The organism is Thalassotalea sp. PLHSN55, assembly GCF_052030545.1.
Taxonomy (GTDB): Bacteria; Pseudomonadota; Gammaproteobacteria; order Enterobacterales; family Alteromonadaceae; genus CANMXU01.
Genome location: NZ_JBPDIH010000011.1, coordinates 1 through 16,605, shown reverse-complemented (window position 1 = coordinate 16,605; position 16,605 = coordinate 1). Strand labels below are relative to the sequence as shown.

Below are 16,605 nucleotides of genomic sequence, written 5' to 3'. Positions count from 1 at the left end.
CGCTCTTTTTTTATCTTGTTTAAGTCAGTCATGGATCTTGCCAGTTATTTAATTTATTTAAGTATTTCTATTTTTGCCTCGGCCAGCATTGGTCCTTCAGTAGTGCTAGCTGCAACTAACGGTATGCATTTTGGTCGGCGCAAAGCCTTGTTAGGCGTGCTAGGCCATGTCAGCGCTATTTTTATATTGGCGCTAGTGTCAGCTTCAGGGGTCGGCGCGCTAATACTAGCGTCTGAAAATCTGTTTTTATTGGTTAAGTATTTAGGCGTCGTTTATTTAGCGTATATTGGCTGGGCGATATGGAAAAGCAAAGGTTCGTGGTCGTTTACGGTGAAAGACGGTAAGTTACCGTCTGGCTTTAGTTTATATCGTAAAAGCCTATTGCTAGGTTTGAGTAATCCTAAAGCGTTAGTGTTTTTCACCTCACTTTTTCCGCAATTTCTTAACCCAGAAGCGCCATTAGCACCGCAATTTTTGATGCTAGCAAGCACCAGTTTAGTTAATGCCTTTGCTTTTACCTTCGGTTATGCCTTGTTGGCACACCACTTAAAAAATCGCGCTTTACCACTCATTAATAATGGCTGGCTTGGTAAAATTACGGGGGCGATTTTTGTTAGTTTTGCTGGCGTGTTAGCGGTTGCTAGGTAGCACTATATCGCTTTTAATTGCTCAATATTGTCAGGGCAAGGGTAGATTTGATTTCGCCCCAGTTCTTTTGCTTGATATAAATGTTTATCGGCATTATTGATCACCTCATCGATGCTTTGGCTTGCTTCAAATTGTGCTATGCCTAAACTTACGGTGATGTCGATGCTAATATTTTGAAAAGTAATACTGCTTTTCTCTACCGCGAGCCTTATTTTTTCAGCAATAATGCAAGCATTATTGGCTGATGTTTGCGGTAAAATGAAAAGAAACTCTTCACCGCCCCACCGAGCAATATGATCTTGAGCTCTAATATTATCGGTAAATAATTTACTGAGCGCTTTTAAGACAATATCACCCGCGTTATGACCATATTTATCGTTCACTATTTTGAAAAAGTCGACATCGCAAATGATAACCGATAAAGGCTCTTGGTTACGCGCTACTCGCGCTTGCTCTTGTTCTAATACAAGTAAAGCGTTGCGACGGTTAGATAAATTAGTGAGTGAGTCAAAATGCGCTAAATGTTGATATTTTTCACTCAGCTCCTGTGTTTTTTGGTACGACAAGTTACGAGAGTGTTCATAAAGGGCAGATAAAAAAGTGATGGTTAAAAATGAATACAGCAAGCGTAATTTAAACTCAGTGGCATAAACTGCATGGGCGATAAAATCTTGCGGTATAAAAGTTAGCGCAATGCATATTACGATAAACGCGGCTAAGTCACATAAACCGCGTTTTAATCCGTGAATAAATACCGTGACAGGTGCGACGATATATACCCACAGAGGGCCAGTATTTTCAACGCCACCTGAAAACACTAAATAAAACATCAACAGGTAAAGTGAATATAAGATAGTGGCGGCACTTAGCGTAATGTTGTTATGTTTTTTGTGAACATAATATCCAAAAAAATAAACCGCACTGGCTAAAAATAAGGTGCCCGCTAATATAAAATTACTATTATACAGGCTAATCAAGCCCATAATGGCGGTAATAGAAAGGCCAACCAATGCAAAAAGTGCAACGACTTGTGGTTGATGAAAGTTATCTGATTTTTTGTTGTCTTTCTTCAAAAAAACGTTCCTGTTAATAAAATCCATTTATTAATTAAGTCTATAAGCCTTGTCTACTGCAAACGGAATTTACACAATTTAGCTTATTTTATAATTGAACATCTCAACCAGTATAACTCCTAATTCTAACTTGCATACTATTTGACCAAAATAAAAGCTGTTGTTTGCTTATATTTGTCAATTTTTATAAACAAAATTCATACCGCAAAGTTTAACCAACACTAATTCTTTTGCTTAATTGCGTAGCTTTTATAGTCCATATCTTCTTGCAAAATATGCTTAGCGAGCCAGTTATATAAAAATAAACCGAGTTTGTGATGCTCCTCACTATCGTTGCTTGCCAAACTTGCTTTTATGTCGTCAAACTTAGCAACGAGTGCTTCATGTTTGCGCATATGCTGAGATATTTTAGGGTACCCTACCTCGGCCATCATCACTTCTTCAGAGTCAAAATGCAGTTGAATATAATCGGTTAGCTTGTCGAACAGTATTTTGATTGAGGTTGGGTCACTGTCGTTAAAAAAGTCGTTGATCAGTGAAAACAGTATTTTGTGTTGTTCATCTATTCGTTCATTGCCAATGGTGTATTCTGGCCGCCATTCAATTTTGTTGTTTTGATTGGTGGCTAATATTTGTATAGGGTTTTTAACGGCTTTTGTCACCGTATTGATCACCGTTGCAGTAGTTGAAGGTTTTAGAATATAGCCGCTTAATCCTAGTGGCACCCAACGGCGAATTAAGCTTTTTTCATGGTGATGACTATAAGCGACAATGGCAACCTTGCTGCCTGTTTCTCGAATACGTTTAGTGATTTCAATGCCATCAATTTTTGCTAAATTGTAGGAAAGCAAAATAACATCGGGATTAAATTCTTTAAACTGCACAAGTGTATCTATGCCATTTTTGGCAATTTGGTAGTCATATTCGCTGTTATCAAACATTTCTGCTAATAATTGGCTGTACAAGTCTGAATGTTCAGCGATCAGTAATTTATATTTGGGTTGTGTTTGCTTTTGTTGGGTTGATGCTAAGTCGGCATAATTAATACTTTCTGCCAGCTCTTTATTTTTAGTCGGGCTGACATTGGCTAAATGGTGCTCTACCCGACCTTTAATTTTTGCTTGGATCGCTTTTGCGTCGATCATTTGCGTTAACATCGATTGCAGCTGAATCGACATATCATTTTGTAGTTCTTGAAATGTTAGCTCGACAACGCGTTGAATAATGGCTTGGTTTTCTGGATTATCAATATTGTTAAGTGCGGCATCGGCTAATGAATTTTTACAGCTTGTGAGTTGCTGTTGTAGCGAATTTTTTAATAAAACCCCATGGGAAATACAGGCGGCTAGTTCTTCTTCGCCGGCATCAGTAAGTTCAGTTAGGTTATTTTCACTATTTATCTCTGTTAATTTTAATGCTTGAATCAATACCAGCTTGAGCCGTTGTGGTTCATTTAGTGGGTTAATTACCACGTAGTTATCAAACAAACCATTTTCACAAGCAAGATAGGCGCATTCCAATTCTTTGTTATTAATTAATACAATGGCAGCGTGCTGAGCTAAGCTTTTGTCGTGGCTTTCTAGCAATTGAATATAAAATTTTATTGTATTTAAAATATTGTTTGACGATAGCAAGATAATTTTGGGCGCCATGGCAATAATATCGTTGATATGGTCAACACCAAATTTTAAGGTGTGTAGTTTTAAGCCTAAGCTTTGCGCTTGTTCGATGGTATATTTAACCATGTCTCTGTCTTGGTAAATGACTAAGACATCAACGGTTTTCTGTTTACTTTTGCTTTTATTTTTTTTAGCCATAATTTTTTATATGTTAAACGACGCATCGTCTTGGTGTTGTTGGTATTCAAGTAGCCAGCGTTCAAATTGCTCTGCCGGCAGCGGTTTACTGTATAAATAACCTTGGTGATTAGCGCAGCCTAAGCTAGCAAGTACCTCAGCTTGTTCAATTGTTTCTACGCCTTCGGCAATCGTGTCTAAGCCAAATGAGTTTGCCATTAGCAAAATAGCCTTCACTATTTCTACGTCTTCTGCAGAGGTGGTAATGTGGTCAACAAATGATTTGTCGATTTTTAGATTGTTGACCGGTAATTGCTTTAAACGGCTTAGCGATGAATAGCCGGTGCCAAAATCATCAATCGCGATTTTAATGTCAAGTGTTCTTAGCTGATGCAATATTTCTGTGGTGGCATTGTCTCCGTTCGAAAAAAGTGACTCGGTCACTTCAATTTCGAGTGAACTGCCGGCAACCATTTCGCGAGTGAGTACTTCTCTCACTTGTTCAAATAAGTTGTTGTTTTCAAACTGTCTTAACGAAACATTCACAGCCATTACGCCATTAAAATAATTATTGATTTGCCATTTGCGTAATTGTTTACAGGCCGACTTTAAAACAAATAAACCAATTTGTTTAATTAAGCCGGTATCTTCTGCGATGGGAATAAAAAGATTTGGTGCGATTAAGCCATGTTCAGGGTGCTGCCAACGTAATAAACATTCAATGCCGTAAACTTCTCGTGTTTGGCAATTTATTTGCGGCTGATACCACACTTCAAAGTGCTGTTCTTGTATCGCGGTATGAATACTGTTTTCTAACTCTATTTTGTGGCGAACGGCATCTTTTTGTTTTTTATCAAAGGTGCAAAAGTTATTGCCGCCAGCCATTTTTACTTTATACATAGCAAGGTCGGCAAATGATATTAACTCTCGCACATCGGTTGAGTCTTCGGGGTATTGGCTAATACCTAAACTGCAGGTTAGATGAAAGTCACCATGCTTGGTAGTAAAAGGCGTTTCAAATAATGATAAAATTTGTGCAGCAATGCGCTCTATATTATTAACGTCTTTTGCCCCTTCAATAACGATAATAAATTCATCACCGCCACTTCGAGCTATGGTGTCAGAGCCGCGAAGTGCCTGCTGAATACGAGTGGCAACAGCTTTTAATACCTCGTCACCAACATTATGACCAAGTGAGTCATTGACCGATTTAAAGCGGTCAATATCACAAAATATCAGTGCAAAGTCGCTGACATAATTTGCATTGAGTTTGCATAAATTCTCAAGCCGTTCAAACAACAAACGACGGTTGGGTAGTAAGGTTAATGGGTCATGGTATATCTGAAATAATTGTTTGCTTTGCGACTTTTTCAGCTCTGAAATGTCAATGAACTGGGAAATATAATGCGATATTTCCCCGTGTGAATTAGTGACACTAATAATATTTAGCCATTCGGGATAAATTTCGCCATTTTTGCGTTTATTCCAAATTTCACCCGACCAAGTGCCAGTTGTTTGTAAGGCATGCCAAAATGCTTGATAAAATGCTTTGTCTTGTCGGCCTGAATTTAGTATCGCAGGCGTTTTACCTATCGCTTCTTTGGCGCTGTAACCAGAGATATCGGTAAAGGCTTTATTGACAAGCTTTATTATGCCCTTGGGATCTGTTACTACAATCGCTTCGGTGGAGTTGTTAAATATTTTTTCAACGATTGTTATCCTGCTTTGAGCGCGCTTATAAAGGGAAATGTCACGAATAAAGACTAAAATATATGGGCAAATATCGGGTGCATAAGAGGCCTTTATTTCTACTGATATTTTTTTGCCGTCAGCGCACCTGTGTCGGGTTTCATAGCTGCATTCAAAATGGCCGGTGTTTATTTTACTGAGCAGTAATTTAGCATTGTTGCCGTATTTGTCTGTGCCTACTTCAATGTCAGTAATTGTTAACTGCGCTAATGACTTTTTAGTGTAACCAGTCATATTGAGGTAATTACTATTTGTCTGCACCAAAGAGCCGTCGGCTTTAAGCATAAAAAAACCGGCCGGTAGGGTTTCAATAATTTTATGGTAATTTGGCACGTCTATTAAGTTCATCTATTTGATTACTTTACAGTTGATTGAATGTTGGTCGAAAAAATATTGGAAAGGATTTATGTTTAAATGCCTTGTTAAAAGCCCACTAATAGATTCTTGCTCTTTGTTTTAAAACTATAGTTATAAGTTTAGTAAGAGCTTGGCATAACACAAATTTTTACGGAAATTTTCTGCCAAAGGCTACGTATTATTGAATAAGCTAGCCCTCCAAAGGGTAAGGAGGGCTAGCGTTTGAAGAGGGGAGTTTTTAGCTTTATTGTCGAAAAATTTGCTGCAAGTTTTGTAAAAAATTACCCCTAGGCTAACTCATCTTTTTCAACATACTTAGTGGCGCAATGCGTAAAAATAGCTGCACTATCGCCCATGGCCAACTGGGCACAAACGAGTTGGCTTTTTCTTTATTAATGGCTTTTACTAACGCTTTGCAGCCTGTTTCGGTATCAACTATAAAAGGTACCGTTTTTACCGTTTCATTGATTTCGCTGCGAATAAATCCCGGATGAATACAGCTAACCTTGATCGGCGTATTCATTACATCGATTCGAATGCCTTCACTGAGGGAAGTAATGGCGGCTTTGGTTGCCGCATATACTGTCATTGCACGTCTAAAACCACGTACTGCGCTAATCGACGATATGGTAACCAGATGACCAAAATTTTGCGCACGAAATATTTCCATTGCAGCTTCAGCTTGGGCAATGGCAGCAACAAAGTTGGTTTGCGCAGTTTGTTTGTTGGCATGAAAATACCCGGTACCAATTGAAGCGCCTTTGCCCATACCCGCATTGATAATAACTCGATCGAGTTGTCCCATTTCTTCGCGAAATTGTTGAAAAACAATAAAAACATTATCGTGATCGTTCACATCTAGGCTTTTAATGACAACATTAATGTTTGGGTTTAACGCTAATAATTCGTCTTTGAGTTGGGTTAAATTTTCTAGCCTTCTTGCACATAAGGCGAGGTTACGCCCTTGTTTGGCAAACTCGATAGCCATGCCTTTTCCTAGGCCTGAGCTTGCGCCTGTGATCAGAATATTTTGTCGTATCATCTGCTTTCCCCGAATTTGTTAGCCTGTTATTAGTTATTATGTGTAGGTGATTAAGCGTTTATCATTTTGCTGATCAAAGATATGGTGTTCATTGATACTCGCAAGGGTCATGTTTTTTTGTTTACCGCGGCTGATAATTTTTGTCACGCCAGCGTTGACTAACGACCAGTTTACGCGAATAAATTCTTCTAAAGGCAAGCCTAACAAGTGGCTGATAATTAAACTAATTGGTCCGCCTGAAGAATAAATAATAATAGTTTTACCTTGCTGCTGTTGGCACAATTCGGTAAAAGCGCTAATGACGCGCTGGCAAAATTGTTGCCAAGACTCGTTATACGGCTCGCCACTTTTGGCGTTTATCCATTGCTCGATCGCAGCTACAAAGTGTTGTTCAAATGCCGTATGCGGATCTGGCTGCTGGCTAAGAAATTGTCGCATCCCTTGTGCGTTAGCAAATTCTTTTTTATATACGGCTAAAATATTTTGGTGATCGTATTCATTCCATTGACTGTTGTTAGTGGATATTTTTGTGAAGTCTCGACCTGCCAGCAGTTCACCATTGAGTGAATATTGTGCGGTTTGCTGATGGCGCAACATGGTGCCGCAAACAATATGATCAGGCTGACAGTTTTTTTGTCGTAAATAATCACCAACCAGTGTTGATTGTTCAATACCCAACGCGGATAACTTATCGTAGTTATCGGCAGCAAAGCTTGCCTGCCCATGCCTGATGAAATACATCGTCGTCATGCTATTTACCTTGCTATTTACCTTGCTGTTTAATGGCTTTTTTACAGCGCCATAAAAGATAGTGCACAAATAGCCAAAAGTTTTTAAAGGCTGGGTTGTTAGTTTGTCCGTGATGGTATCGATAGTAAATTTGCTGCACGATGCCGGCGAGCCTGAACAAGCCGTAGACTTCATAAAAAGTAAAATCGTCGTTGTCGATAGCCATTTTTTGACAATAATAATCAATCACTTGTTTGCGGGTAAACATGCCGTCAAGGTGTGTCGGTTGACGTCGTGTCGCTTGGGCAAGAAAGTCGTCGCCTTTTTCTACCCAATAGGCCAAGGTATTGCCTAAGTCCATTAAGGGGTCGCCTAAGGTGGCAAGTTCCCAGTCAAGCACACCTAACACTTGGGTATAATCGTTAACATCAAGCACAACATTGTCGAAACGAAAGTCATTATGGGTAATGCAAATACGTTCTTCACATGGCATATTTTGGGTAAGCCATTGCATGACAAATTTTCCAGAAGGCACATTCCATGTTTTTGCTTGGCTAAAACGTTCGCTCCAACCTGAAATTTGCCGTTCAGTATAACCGCTGCCTTTGCCTAAATGATCAAGCCCTGCTTGTTGATAATCAACTTGATGAAGTTCAATTAAACAGTCTAAAACGTTTTTGCATAAGCGGGTGGTTTGCGCAGCGGTTGTGGTTAAATTTTTAGGCAAGTTTTTGCGGGGAATAATGCCAGTGAGTTTTTCCATCACATAAAAATCACTGCCAACAAGGTTTTGGTCTTGGCAAAACGCGAGCATATTAGGCACATAGTTATAGACAGGTTTGAGTGCTTGTTGCAGTTTAAACTCTCGCCCCATATCGTGAGCGCCTTTTGCTTTAGTACCTTTTGGAGCGCGGCGTAATATTAAAGACTTTTCAGGGTAGTCTAAACAATAGGTCCAATTCGATGCGCCACCTGAATATTGGGTAACTTTCGGCTGTTGGCTAATGCCTGATAATTGCTGTTTAAGCCAAGCATCAACGGCACTAATGTCTAGTTCTTCACCTTGTCGTACTTGTTTTGCTTGGTCTAATAAGGTTTGATTCATCATTATTTTTCCACGGCTTTTGATGGGGTTACCAAACGTTTAGTGCCTTTGGTACGTTTTAGCATGCTGTTAATATACATTTTTGACGGTAACAGCTTTTTCATTAGATAGGCTTTTTTCCCCAACTTGTGGGTCAAAATAAGAAAAGTGCGCTGCTGAGCTTGTTGGTAAATACGCTCTGCCACTTGTTCGGCGCTAATATCGGCTTTGTCGAAAGCGCGATTCATCATTTTTTCCATCGCCGGTTCACTGGTGCGCATTGACTCGTCTAAGTGTGTTTTGAAAAAACTCGGGCAGACCACGCTCACATCAATATTGTCGTGCACCAATTCGAGCTTCATGGTTTCAGATAATGCGATTACCGCGGCTTTTACTGCATTGTAACTATTCATAAACGGGATGGGGGTTAATCCTGCTTGTGAGGCAATATTGATGAAATAGCCATGTTGTTGTTGTTTAAATATCGGTAATACCGCTTGCGATACTCTAACCATGCCGAGTAAATTAATATCTAAAACCCATTGCCATTGGCTAATGCTTTCACCAAGTAACGAGCCACCTGTTGCAACTCCGGCATTGTTAATCACCACATCTAAACCTTGCCATTGCTGTTTTATTAACGAGACAGTAGCGTCAATTTGTTCGTTATTGGTGATATCACATAAACTAAAAAACGCATCAACGCCTAGTGCGGTTAGTTGTGTAACCGTTTCTTCACCGCGGGTTTGATGAATATCGGCAATGCAAATTTTAACCTGTCGGGCATTATGTTTTGCCCACGTCATTGCCAGTGCTTTTCCTAAACCTGTAGCGCCGCCAGTAATTAATAGTCTTGTTGTCATAATAGCTACCAAAGGTGGTTGGTTAACGATATTTTTTCAATTCTAAACGCGAAACCATGCCCATATGTACTTCGTCAGGACCATCGGCCAAGCGCAGAATACGACCCATGGCATTAAATGCTGCCACCGGAAAATCTGAACAAACTCCGGCGCCACCAAACATTTGCATGGCCATATCTGATACTTGTTGCAGCATATTAGGGACTACGACTTTGATACTGGAAATTTCGGTCATGGCATTTTTTACGCCTTCGGTGTCTATTTTCCATGCGGCATGTAATGTGAGTAATCGCGCCTGATCGATTGCCATGCGGGCTTTGGCGACCCGTTCTAAGTTGCCACCAAGTTTAATTAATGGTTTACCAAATGCAGTACGTGACATTCCGCGTTTGATCATAAGTTCTAATGAACGCTCCGCTGCACCTATTGCGCGCATACAGTGATGAATTCTGCCGGGACCGAGTCGTCCTTGAGCAATGGCAAAACCTTTACCTAGCCCCATAATTAAATTGTCTTTTGGTACACGTACTTGTTCAAACGCCATTTCACCATGACCATAAGGCGCATCGTAATCTCCACAGGCAGTTAGCATACGTTTGATGGTAACACCAGGGGTATCAAGTGGAACGATCACCATAGAATGCTGATTATGTTTGTCATTTTCAGGATTTGATAAACCCATAAAAATAGCGACTTTAGCATTTGGATGACCTAAACCTGTGGTCCACCATTTTGTGCCATTTAAAATGAGTTCATTGCCATCTTCGACTATGGTTGCTTCCATATTGGTCGCATCAGAAGAGGCAACATCAGGTTCGGTCATCGCAAAAACGGAGCGAATTTCTCCCCGTAGCAGCGGCATTAACCATTGCTGTTTTTGTTGTTCATTGCCAAAGTGATATAGCACTTCCATATTGCCGGTATCAGGTGCGTTGCAATTAAAAATTTCAGGAGAAAATAAACAGCGACCTGTTTGCTCGGCAAGCGGCGCATATTCTAAACAGCTCAGCCCTTGGGCAAGTTCGGCATCGGGTAAAAATAAATTCCATAAACCGGCAGCACGTGCTTTTTCTTTTAAAGGCTCGATGGCTGATGGGATCTGCCAGTTACGCCAGTTTGATGATTCGTTTAATGTTCGGTTTTGGGCTAATACCGCCTCTTCAATCGGATAAATATGTTCTTCCATAAACGCGGTTAAGCGAGTTAGGTATTCTTGGCTTTTGGCGCTAGGTTGAAAATTCATAACGGATTCCTTTAATGAATAAATTAGCTCAATTAAGCATAGGGTATTTTTAGTGATGAATTAAGTGAAATATATTGATAACCTATTGTGAATTATATTCATGGTTGAGCTGTTATGATCACCGCTAAAAATATTCAACAACTAGACTTTAATTTATTAAAAGTATTTGAATGCTTATACTTAGAACGCAATATGAGCTTAGCAGCAAAAGTGTTGTTTATTAGCCCGTCGGCGGTTAGTCATGCGATAAAACGATTGCGTTTAGTGCTTGGTGATGAATTGTTTGTTCGTCAAGGTCAGCTAATGCAGCCAACGCCAGCTTGCCAACGTATGGCGCCACAGTTGCTTGATACCCTCGAAAAATTGCGACAAATATTACAAACCTGCGGCGATTTTAATTTAGCTGAAACCACACAAACCTTTAAGTTTGCCATTCATGATGCGCTTGAACCTATTGTAATACCCAAAATTCACAAGTTGTTGGCGGCGCAGGCTCCATATGCCAAAGCGGTAAGTGGTAAAATAGTGCGTGAAGATATGAGCAGGCAATTAGCAACCAATGTGATTGATGTGGCAATTGATGTCGCTTTACCGTTAAAAAAACCGATTAATCATTTCAAACTATCGAGTGATCACTTTTGCATTTTAATGAGTAGCCAAAATGCCTTAGCTGACCACCTAGATAAAACGTCGTATTTGCGCGCGCAACACATAGCGGTATCAAATCGCACCACAGGTATTGTGGTGGAAGATTTGGCGTTATTGCAGCAAGGCATAAACCGAGAGGTCAGTATTCGTTGCCAAGGTTATCAAGCGGCAAAAGAAGTGGTAAAAAATTCCGATCTATTACTGACTCTGCCATCTTTAATTGCAGAGCAGCTTAGAGATGATGGTTTAGTGGTCGTGCCATTACCTTTTAATTTGCCTAAAATTGCCACGCATTTGTATTGGCACCAAAATACAGAGCAGGATGATGCGCTTATTTGGTTTCGAGAAGCACTTAAGCAGATGTTTTAATCTGGCGTTTTTGCGCCTTAGCTTTCCTTGATTTTTGTTTGTTAGCTTGCACATTGCCTTGTGAAGGGCGGTATTTTTTTGCCCAAAGCACTAAAATTAATGGCCCGATGTACATGGCAACACCATAAACACCGGCTGATACTGCATATTCGGGTGACTTTAAAAAACTCACGGCAATAAGAATGGCTAAGGTCGCGTTTTGAATGCCAACTTCAATTGCCAGTGTGATTGCTTCGCGAAAGGCGAGGGAGCCTAATTTAGCTAGCGCTAAGCCCATGAGTAGTGAGACAACATTTAGTGCGAGGCTGGCAAAAAATACTTGCTCGAATGAACTCAGCAGCAGTTCTCGTTCTTGAACCATCAACAATACAATCATCGCGATCATAAATACGAGTGAAAATCGGCGAAAATAAACTTCAATATTCATCGCCCAGTTTGGACAATAATGTTTGACCAAAATTCCCAATTGCACTGGCACTAAGGTAATAACAAAAAGACCAATGGCGGTTTCAGTAAGTGAAAAACTAGGGGCTTGGGCCCCGGCAAAGTGAGTTACCGCATATTGTATGATCATGGGCGTGGTAACTACACACACTAAGGTGGAAATGGCGGTTAAACTTACCGATAAAGCTAAATTTGCTTTCGCTAGCTGGCTGATCACATTCGACATTGTGCCGCCAGGGCAAGCGGCTAATATCAGCAAACCAATAGCAAGTGGGGCCGATAAATTGAATAACAAGGCAATGCTGACGGCGAGTAACGGCAACAAAATAATCTGCCCAATTAAACCAATAATGATGGGTTTAGGCGTTTGCCACAAGCGCGTAAAATCTTGTTTGCTTAAGCTTAACCCCATACCAAACATGATAAGGGCGAGCGCTAATGGCAATAATATTTCGGTGAAAATATTAGCCGACATTTACAGCGCTCCTTGATGCGTACTTGTTTGGCACTGCACCACATAATTAATGGCATAGGCGCTTAATTGTTGCTTAATTTTTTCTTGAATTGTCGCTAATTCTGACTCTGCGCTGGCGATTGAAATCGTCGCTACTATACCGAGTTTTTTATCGGGAATAGCACTAACATTAATTAACGTTTGTTGAAAAACAGGCGCTAGTTCAGTTTGCAATACCTGAACAATTTCACGGCACACCAATTCAGGTTTAAACAGTTTGCCAACGGCGGTTAACGGCATTTCATCAATTAAGTACACTTCTTTTGGAATTGCTGCACGCTCTGGCACATTCGTTTTCATAAAGTCCATTAAGGCGTCTTTGGTTAGCTTGCCGTTATGTTTACAGGTTACATATAACACCGGAAGTTCACCGGCATAACTATCTGGGCGAGGCACTGCGGCAGCAAGAAATACTTCAGGATGGGCGGTGGCAACATCTTCAATCATTTTAGGGTCGATGTTGTGACCACCGCGAATAATTAACTCTTTTTGACGACCGCATAACGACAAATAGCCATGTTGGTCTAGTTTACCCAAATCACCGGTACGCAGTAGTGTTTGTCCTTGCGATGTGGTTACCCAAAGGTTGTTATTGTGACTCTTATCAACATAGCCAGGAAAGACATTATTTCCGGCAATTAATATCTCGCCCGCTTCGTCTATTTCGCATTGTTTGACCAAATCGCCAGCGGCGTTAATTTCGCCAATGCGTAAGGTCATACCTGGGATCGTTAAGCCCACTGAGGTTTGTTGGGCAATGGCGTTGACCGGCATGATGGTGCTTACTGAAGAGCCTTCAGTAGAGCCATAACCTTCCACCAATTCGATGCCCGTTTGCTCGATAAATTTGCTTTGCAAATCGGGTGACAATGGCGCAGCGCCAACAAGTGCCAGTTTCATATTCCGAGGCTTAATGGCGTTAATTTTTTCATTGGCGAGCACTTCAAGCAAGCCAGCATATACAGTAGGTACTGCGGTCATAAAGGCAATATTGAAGTTATCTAAAATAGTCAGTAAATTTTTAACGATATTTTTACCGCGAAAACCTGACGGACTGGCCATTAAGATAGTCGACCCCATCATCACCGACGATAAACCGGTCGCTATGGCCGCGTTTACATGAAATATCGGCAAGCCAATGAGCATAGTATCTTGCTCGGTAACCGGTGAAATTAAATTGACTTGCGCGGCATTGGTTAGTTCGTTGAGGTGCAAATGTTTAGCAAGTTTTGGTAATCCTGTGGTGCCGCCCGTATGAAAATAGGCGCAGATATCGTTTTGTGTCGGTGCTGTGTTTACTAGCTGCTGCTTTGAGTGTTTCGCTAATAATTTTGCAAAACTATAGACAGGTACTTTGTTGCTACTTGAACTGGGTATGTCTTCGCCAAATAGACTGATCACCGCTTTTAACGAGGGAATGTCATCTTTAATTTCGAGCGTTTTTTGCCAAATATCGCTGCCGGGCACAGGTCCAAGTGCAATTAATACTTTGCTGTCAGCCGTTTGAATAATTTCTTTAATAATTTTGCTATCGAGCAAAGGGTTTATTGGATTAGCGATGCCAGCGGCACCTGCGCCCCAAAGTGAAAAATACATTTCTGGAAAATTAGGTAAAATAATTGAGGTTACATCACTGCGGGTTATACCTAAACTTGCTAATGCATTGGCCATTTGAGTAACCGACTGCGCCAGTTCTCGGTAGCTAATTTCACGGTACGGTTTGGCAAAGGTTTTGCCTTTGGTTATTTTAACTAACTGATGAATGGCTTTTTTTGCAAAGGGAATTTGCTTTGGTCCTAAACAATCACCGTCTAAAATATATTTAATCGCAGTTTTATCAGAAAAACGTTCAGCTGAAGTGATAATTGCATCATAAATAGATTGCGGCAGCATTTCTGGGGAGAGTTTGCTTGTGTCGACTTTGTCCATATCCAATTGCGTTTGAATCGACGTAATATCTATTTTATCTGCCATTTTTCACCTCAGCTGTTCGTTTAATCGGTTTACTTTCTAATGTTTTAATCTAAAAAGCTATTATCTTGTGCCGCGACAATTTGATAAAGCGGCTGAAAATTACCCCAAGTGACTAAATCAGAACCATTAGCTTGGCGGGTTTTAATGGCAATATCATGATCGATTAACCTCATTTCACCAGCAGCTTGTGCCAGTAATTGGCTTTGGCAACAACTGTCCATCAAGGCAAAATTTGCTACTGCGGCGTCAAGAGATTTACCAACGGTTAATAAACCGTGGTTTTGTAAAATAACGGCAATTTTGTCACCTAACGATTCAGCAATCATGTCTCCTTCACTTAGCTCTGCGACAACGCCAGTAAAAACATCAAACACAGTATGATTTTGGTAAAAAACACATGCATCTTGTGAAATAGGGGCGAGCTCTTTACCTAATGCTGAAAAAGCACGTCCGTATTTAGTATGTGCATGTGCTACGGCATTAACATCCGGACGCGCTTGATGAATGCGAGAATGAATAGCAAATGCAGCAGTGTTGATGGGAGAATTCCCGTCGATAATATTGCCTTTGTGATCTACGCGTACTAAATCAGACGCTTTAATATGTGCGAAGTGAATACCGACAGGGTTTACCCAAAAAGTTTCTGGGTCAATGCAATCTCGCTGGGTAATATGGCCTGCTAAGCCTTCGTCAAAACCATGTAAAGCGAATACGCGAAAACCTGCGGCTAAGCGTTGTTTATCATATTCGCGTTGCTTTAATGGATCGTCAAATGTTTGTGGCATAGGCACATTGAATTTTTCACTGCCGATGGTCATGCGTTTTGCTTGTTCAGTAAAACTTGTGTTCATTGCTAACTCCTGTGGACTATTTGACTTCAGTCTAATTACTTATAGAATAAATTGAAGTGATACAAATTTATGGAAATGTATAAATATGCTGCATGGTAAAATTGATTTAAATTTATTTTTAGTACTAAAAACGGTTTATCAAGAGGGCACGATCACCGCCGCCGCAGCAAAATTGCATTTAACGCAGCCCGCGGTAAGTCACGCACTAGCACGACTTAGAGAAAAGTTTGATGATCCGTTATTTATTCGTCATGGCCGTAAAATGGTGCCATCGGCTTTTTGTCAAAAAATAATGCCGCAAGTCATTGATGCGGTTGCGATATTAGAGTCAACCTTGTCAGACAATAAAGCCTTTGATATTAGCCAACATCAGCGGGAAATTAAGTTTGGTTTTCGTGATATTTTAGAGTCGATTTTCTTTCCATCTTTAGTGACCGACTTGATCACTAATACCCCTAATATCACCATTAATAGCCGACAAGTGACTAAAGTCGAAATGGAAAAGGCGCTGACACAACAAGAGCTTGATATTGTGATTGATGTATTAATGCCGACCAATGACGACATTAACCATACCCTAATTTGTAATGAGCGATTTTCATTAATTTGTCGTGAAAATCATCCGATTTTGGAGGATTTAACGTTAGAAAATTATGCCAAAGCCTCTCATGCCTTAGTGGCGCTAAAAGACTCCAAAATAGACTTAGTGGATATGGCACTTGCCAAGCATGGGGTTAGTCGAAACTATGCACTGCAATGTGAACATTACTTTGCAGCCACAAGCGTGATCAGCCGTTGCGATATGCTACTTACCATGCCAAATGCTTATGCAAATCTACTTAAAGATAAAATGCCGGTATGTGTTGCTGAACTGCCTTTTGAAGTGCCTCATTTGCCGGTACATATGTATTGGCACAAACAAGCTGAACATGATCCGTTAAATGGCTGGATGCGTGAAAAATTACTTAAAATAGCGGATGAGTTATTGAATTAGGAAACAGCGAGAAGCTACAAGCGATAAGTTACAAGTAAGAAGCGGCTAGAAAAAAGACAAGCTACAAGTGGCAAGTTAAAAGCGGTAAGTGAAAAGTCATGCTAAAAGCAGCAAGTTAGACCTTGTAAATTCAAACGAATCACTTAATCTTTACCGCTTACCGCTTACCGCTTACCGCTTACCGCTTACCGCTTACCGCTTACCGCTTACCGCTTACCGCTTACCGC

At 40.5% G+C, this 16,605-nt stretch carries 14 protein-coding genes; 3 read left to right on the top strand and 11 right to left on the bottom strand.

Annotated features, from left to right (window positions below):
- Positions 1-15 precede the first annotated feature (15 nt).
- The gene (locus ACRRSQ_RS17775) at positions 16-648 is read left to right on the top strand and encodes a LysE family translocator (RefSeq protein WP_440877126.1); all 633 of its coding nucleotides are present in this window, start codon (positions 16-18) and stop codon (positions 646-648) included.
- 2 nt (positions 649-650) lie between these two features.
- Here the strand turns inward: ACRRSQ_RS17775 and ACRRSQ_RS17770 are convergent, their stop codons facing one another.
- From ACRRSQ_RS17770 to ACRRSQ_RS17735, 8 genes are all read right to left on the bottom strand, one after another.
- Complete coding sequence (locus tag ACRRSQ_RS17770) at positions 651-1,721, bottom strand: GGDEF domain-containing protein (protein WP_440877125.1); 1,071 nt, start codon at positions 1,719-1,721, stop codon at positions 651-653.
- Positions 1,722-1,942: 221 nt separating this feature from the next.
- Positions 1,943-3,538: a bacteriohemerythrin gene (locus ACRRSQ_RS17765; protein WP_440877124.1), complete on the bottom strand. Its 1,596-nt coding sequence runs from the start codon at positions 3,536-3,538 to the stop codon at positions 1,943-1,945.
- A 6-nt stretch (positions 3,539-3,544) separates the two neighbouring features.
- Complete coding sequence (locus tag ACRRSQ_RS17760; RefSeq protein ID WP_440877123.1) at positions 3,545-5,614, bottom strand: EAL domain-containing protein; 2,070 nt, start codon at positions 5,612-5,614, stop codon at positions 3,545-3,547.
- 301 nt (positions 5,615-5,915) lie between these two features.
- Entirely contained in the window at positions 5,916-6,665 is a 750-nt protein-coding gene (locus ACRRSQ_RS17755; protein WP_440877122.1) for an SDR family oxidoreductase, read from the bottom strand.
- 36 nt (positions 6,666-6,701) lie between these two features.
- Positions 6,702-7,415: a histidine phosphatase family protein gene (locus ACRRSQ_RS17750; protein ID WP_440877121.1), complete on the bottom strand. Its 714-nt coding sequence runs from the start codon at positions 7,413-7,415 to the stop codon at positions 6,702-6,704.
- A 13-nt stretch (positions 7,416-7,428) separates the two neighbouring features.
- The gene (locus ACRRSQ_RS17745; protein WP_440877233.1) at positions 7,429-8,499 is read right to left on the bottom strand and encodes a phosphotransferase family protein; all 1,071 of its coding nucleotides are present in this window, start codon (positions 8,497-8,499) and stop codon (positions 7,429-7,431) included.
- A gap of 2 nt (positions 8,500-8,501) precedes the next feature.
- Entirely contained in the window at positions 8,502-9,341 is an 840-nt protein-coding gene (locus ACRRSQ_RS17740) for an SDR family oxidoreductase (RefSeq protein WP_440877120.1), read from the bottom strand.
- A gap of 22 nt (positions 9,342-9,363) precedes the next feature.
- The gene (locus ACRRSQ_RS17735) at positions 9,364-10,584 is read right to left on the bottom strand and encodes an acyl-CoA dehydrogenase family protein (protein WP_440877119.1); all 1,221 of its coding nucleotides are present in this window, start codon (positions 10,582-10,584) and stop codon (positions 9,364-9,366) included.
- Between the two features lie 114 nt (positions 10,585-10,698).
- Between ACRRSQ_RS17735 and ACRRSQ_RS17730 the strand changes: the two genes are divergently transcribed.
- A complete protein-coding gene (locus ACRRSQ_RS17730) occupies positions 10,699-11,601 on the top strand; it encodes a LysR family transcriptional regulator (RefSeq protein WP_440877118.1) in 903 nt (300 codons plus the stop codon).
- Here ACRRSQ_RS17730 and ACRRSQ_RS17725 read toward each other — a convergent pair.
- From ACRRSQ_RS17725 to ACRRSQ_RS17715, 3 genes are read right to left on the bottom strand one after another with little or no spacing between them, the layout of a single operon-like run.
- Positions 11,585-12,520, bottom strand: coding sequence for a bile acid:sodium symporter family protein (locus ACRRSQ_RS17725; RefSeq protein WP_440877117.1), 936 nt, complete (start codon positions 12,518-12,520; stop codon positions 11,585-11,587). The two genes, ACRRSQ_RS17730 and ACRRSQ_RS17725, sit on opposite strands and share 17 nt — an antisense overlap.
- Complete coding sequence (locus tag ACRRSQ_RS17720) at positions 12,521-14,533, bottom strand: AMP-binding protein (protein ID WP_440877116.1); 2,013 nt, start codon at positions 14,531-14,533, stop codon at positions 12,521-12,523.
- A gap of 44 nt (positions 14,534-14,577) precedes the next feature.
- The gene (locus ACRRSQ_RS17715; RefSeq protein WP_440877115.1) at positions 14,578-15,384 is read right to left on the bottom strand and encodes a class II aldolase/adducin family protein; all 807 of its coding nucleotides are present in this window, start codon (positions 15,382-15,384) and stop codon (positions 14,578-14,580) included.
- 85 nt (positions 15,385-15,469) lie between these two features.
- Here ACRRSQ_RS17715 and ACRRSQ_RS17710 point away from each other — a divergent pair, with 85 nt between their 5' ends.
- Positions 15,470-16,378 carry a LysR family transcriptional regulator gene (locus ACRRSQ_RS17710; protein WP_440877114.1) on the top strand — a complete coding sequence of 303 codons (909 nt, stop codon included), beginning with the start codon at positions 15,470-15,472 and terminating at the stop codon, positions 16,376-16,378.
- Positions 16,379-16,605 lie beyond the last annotated feature (227 nt).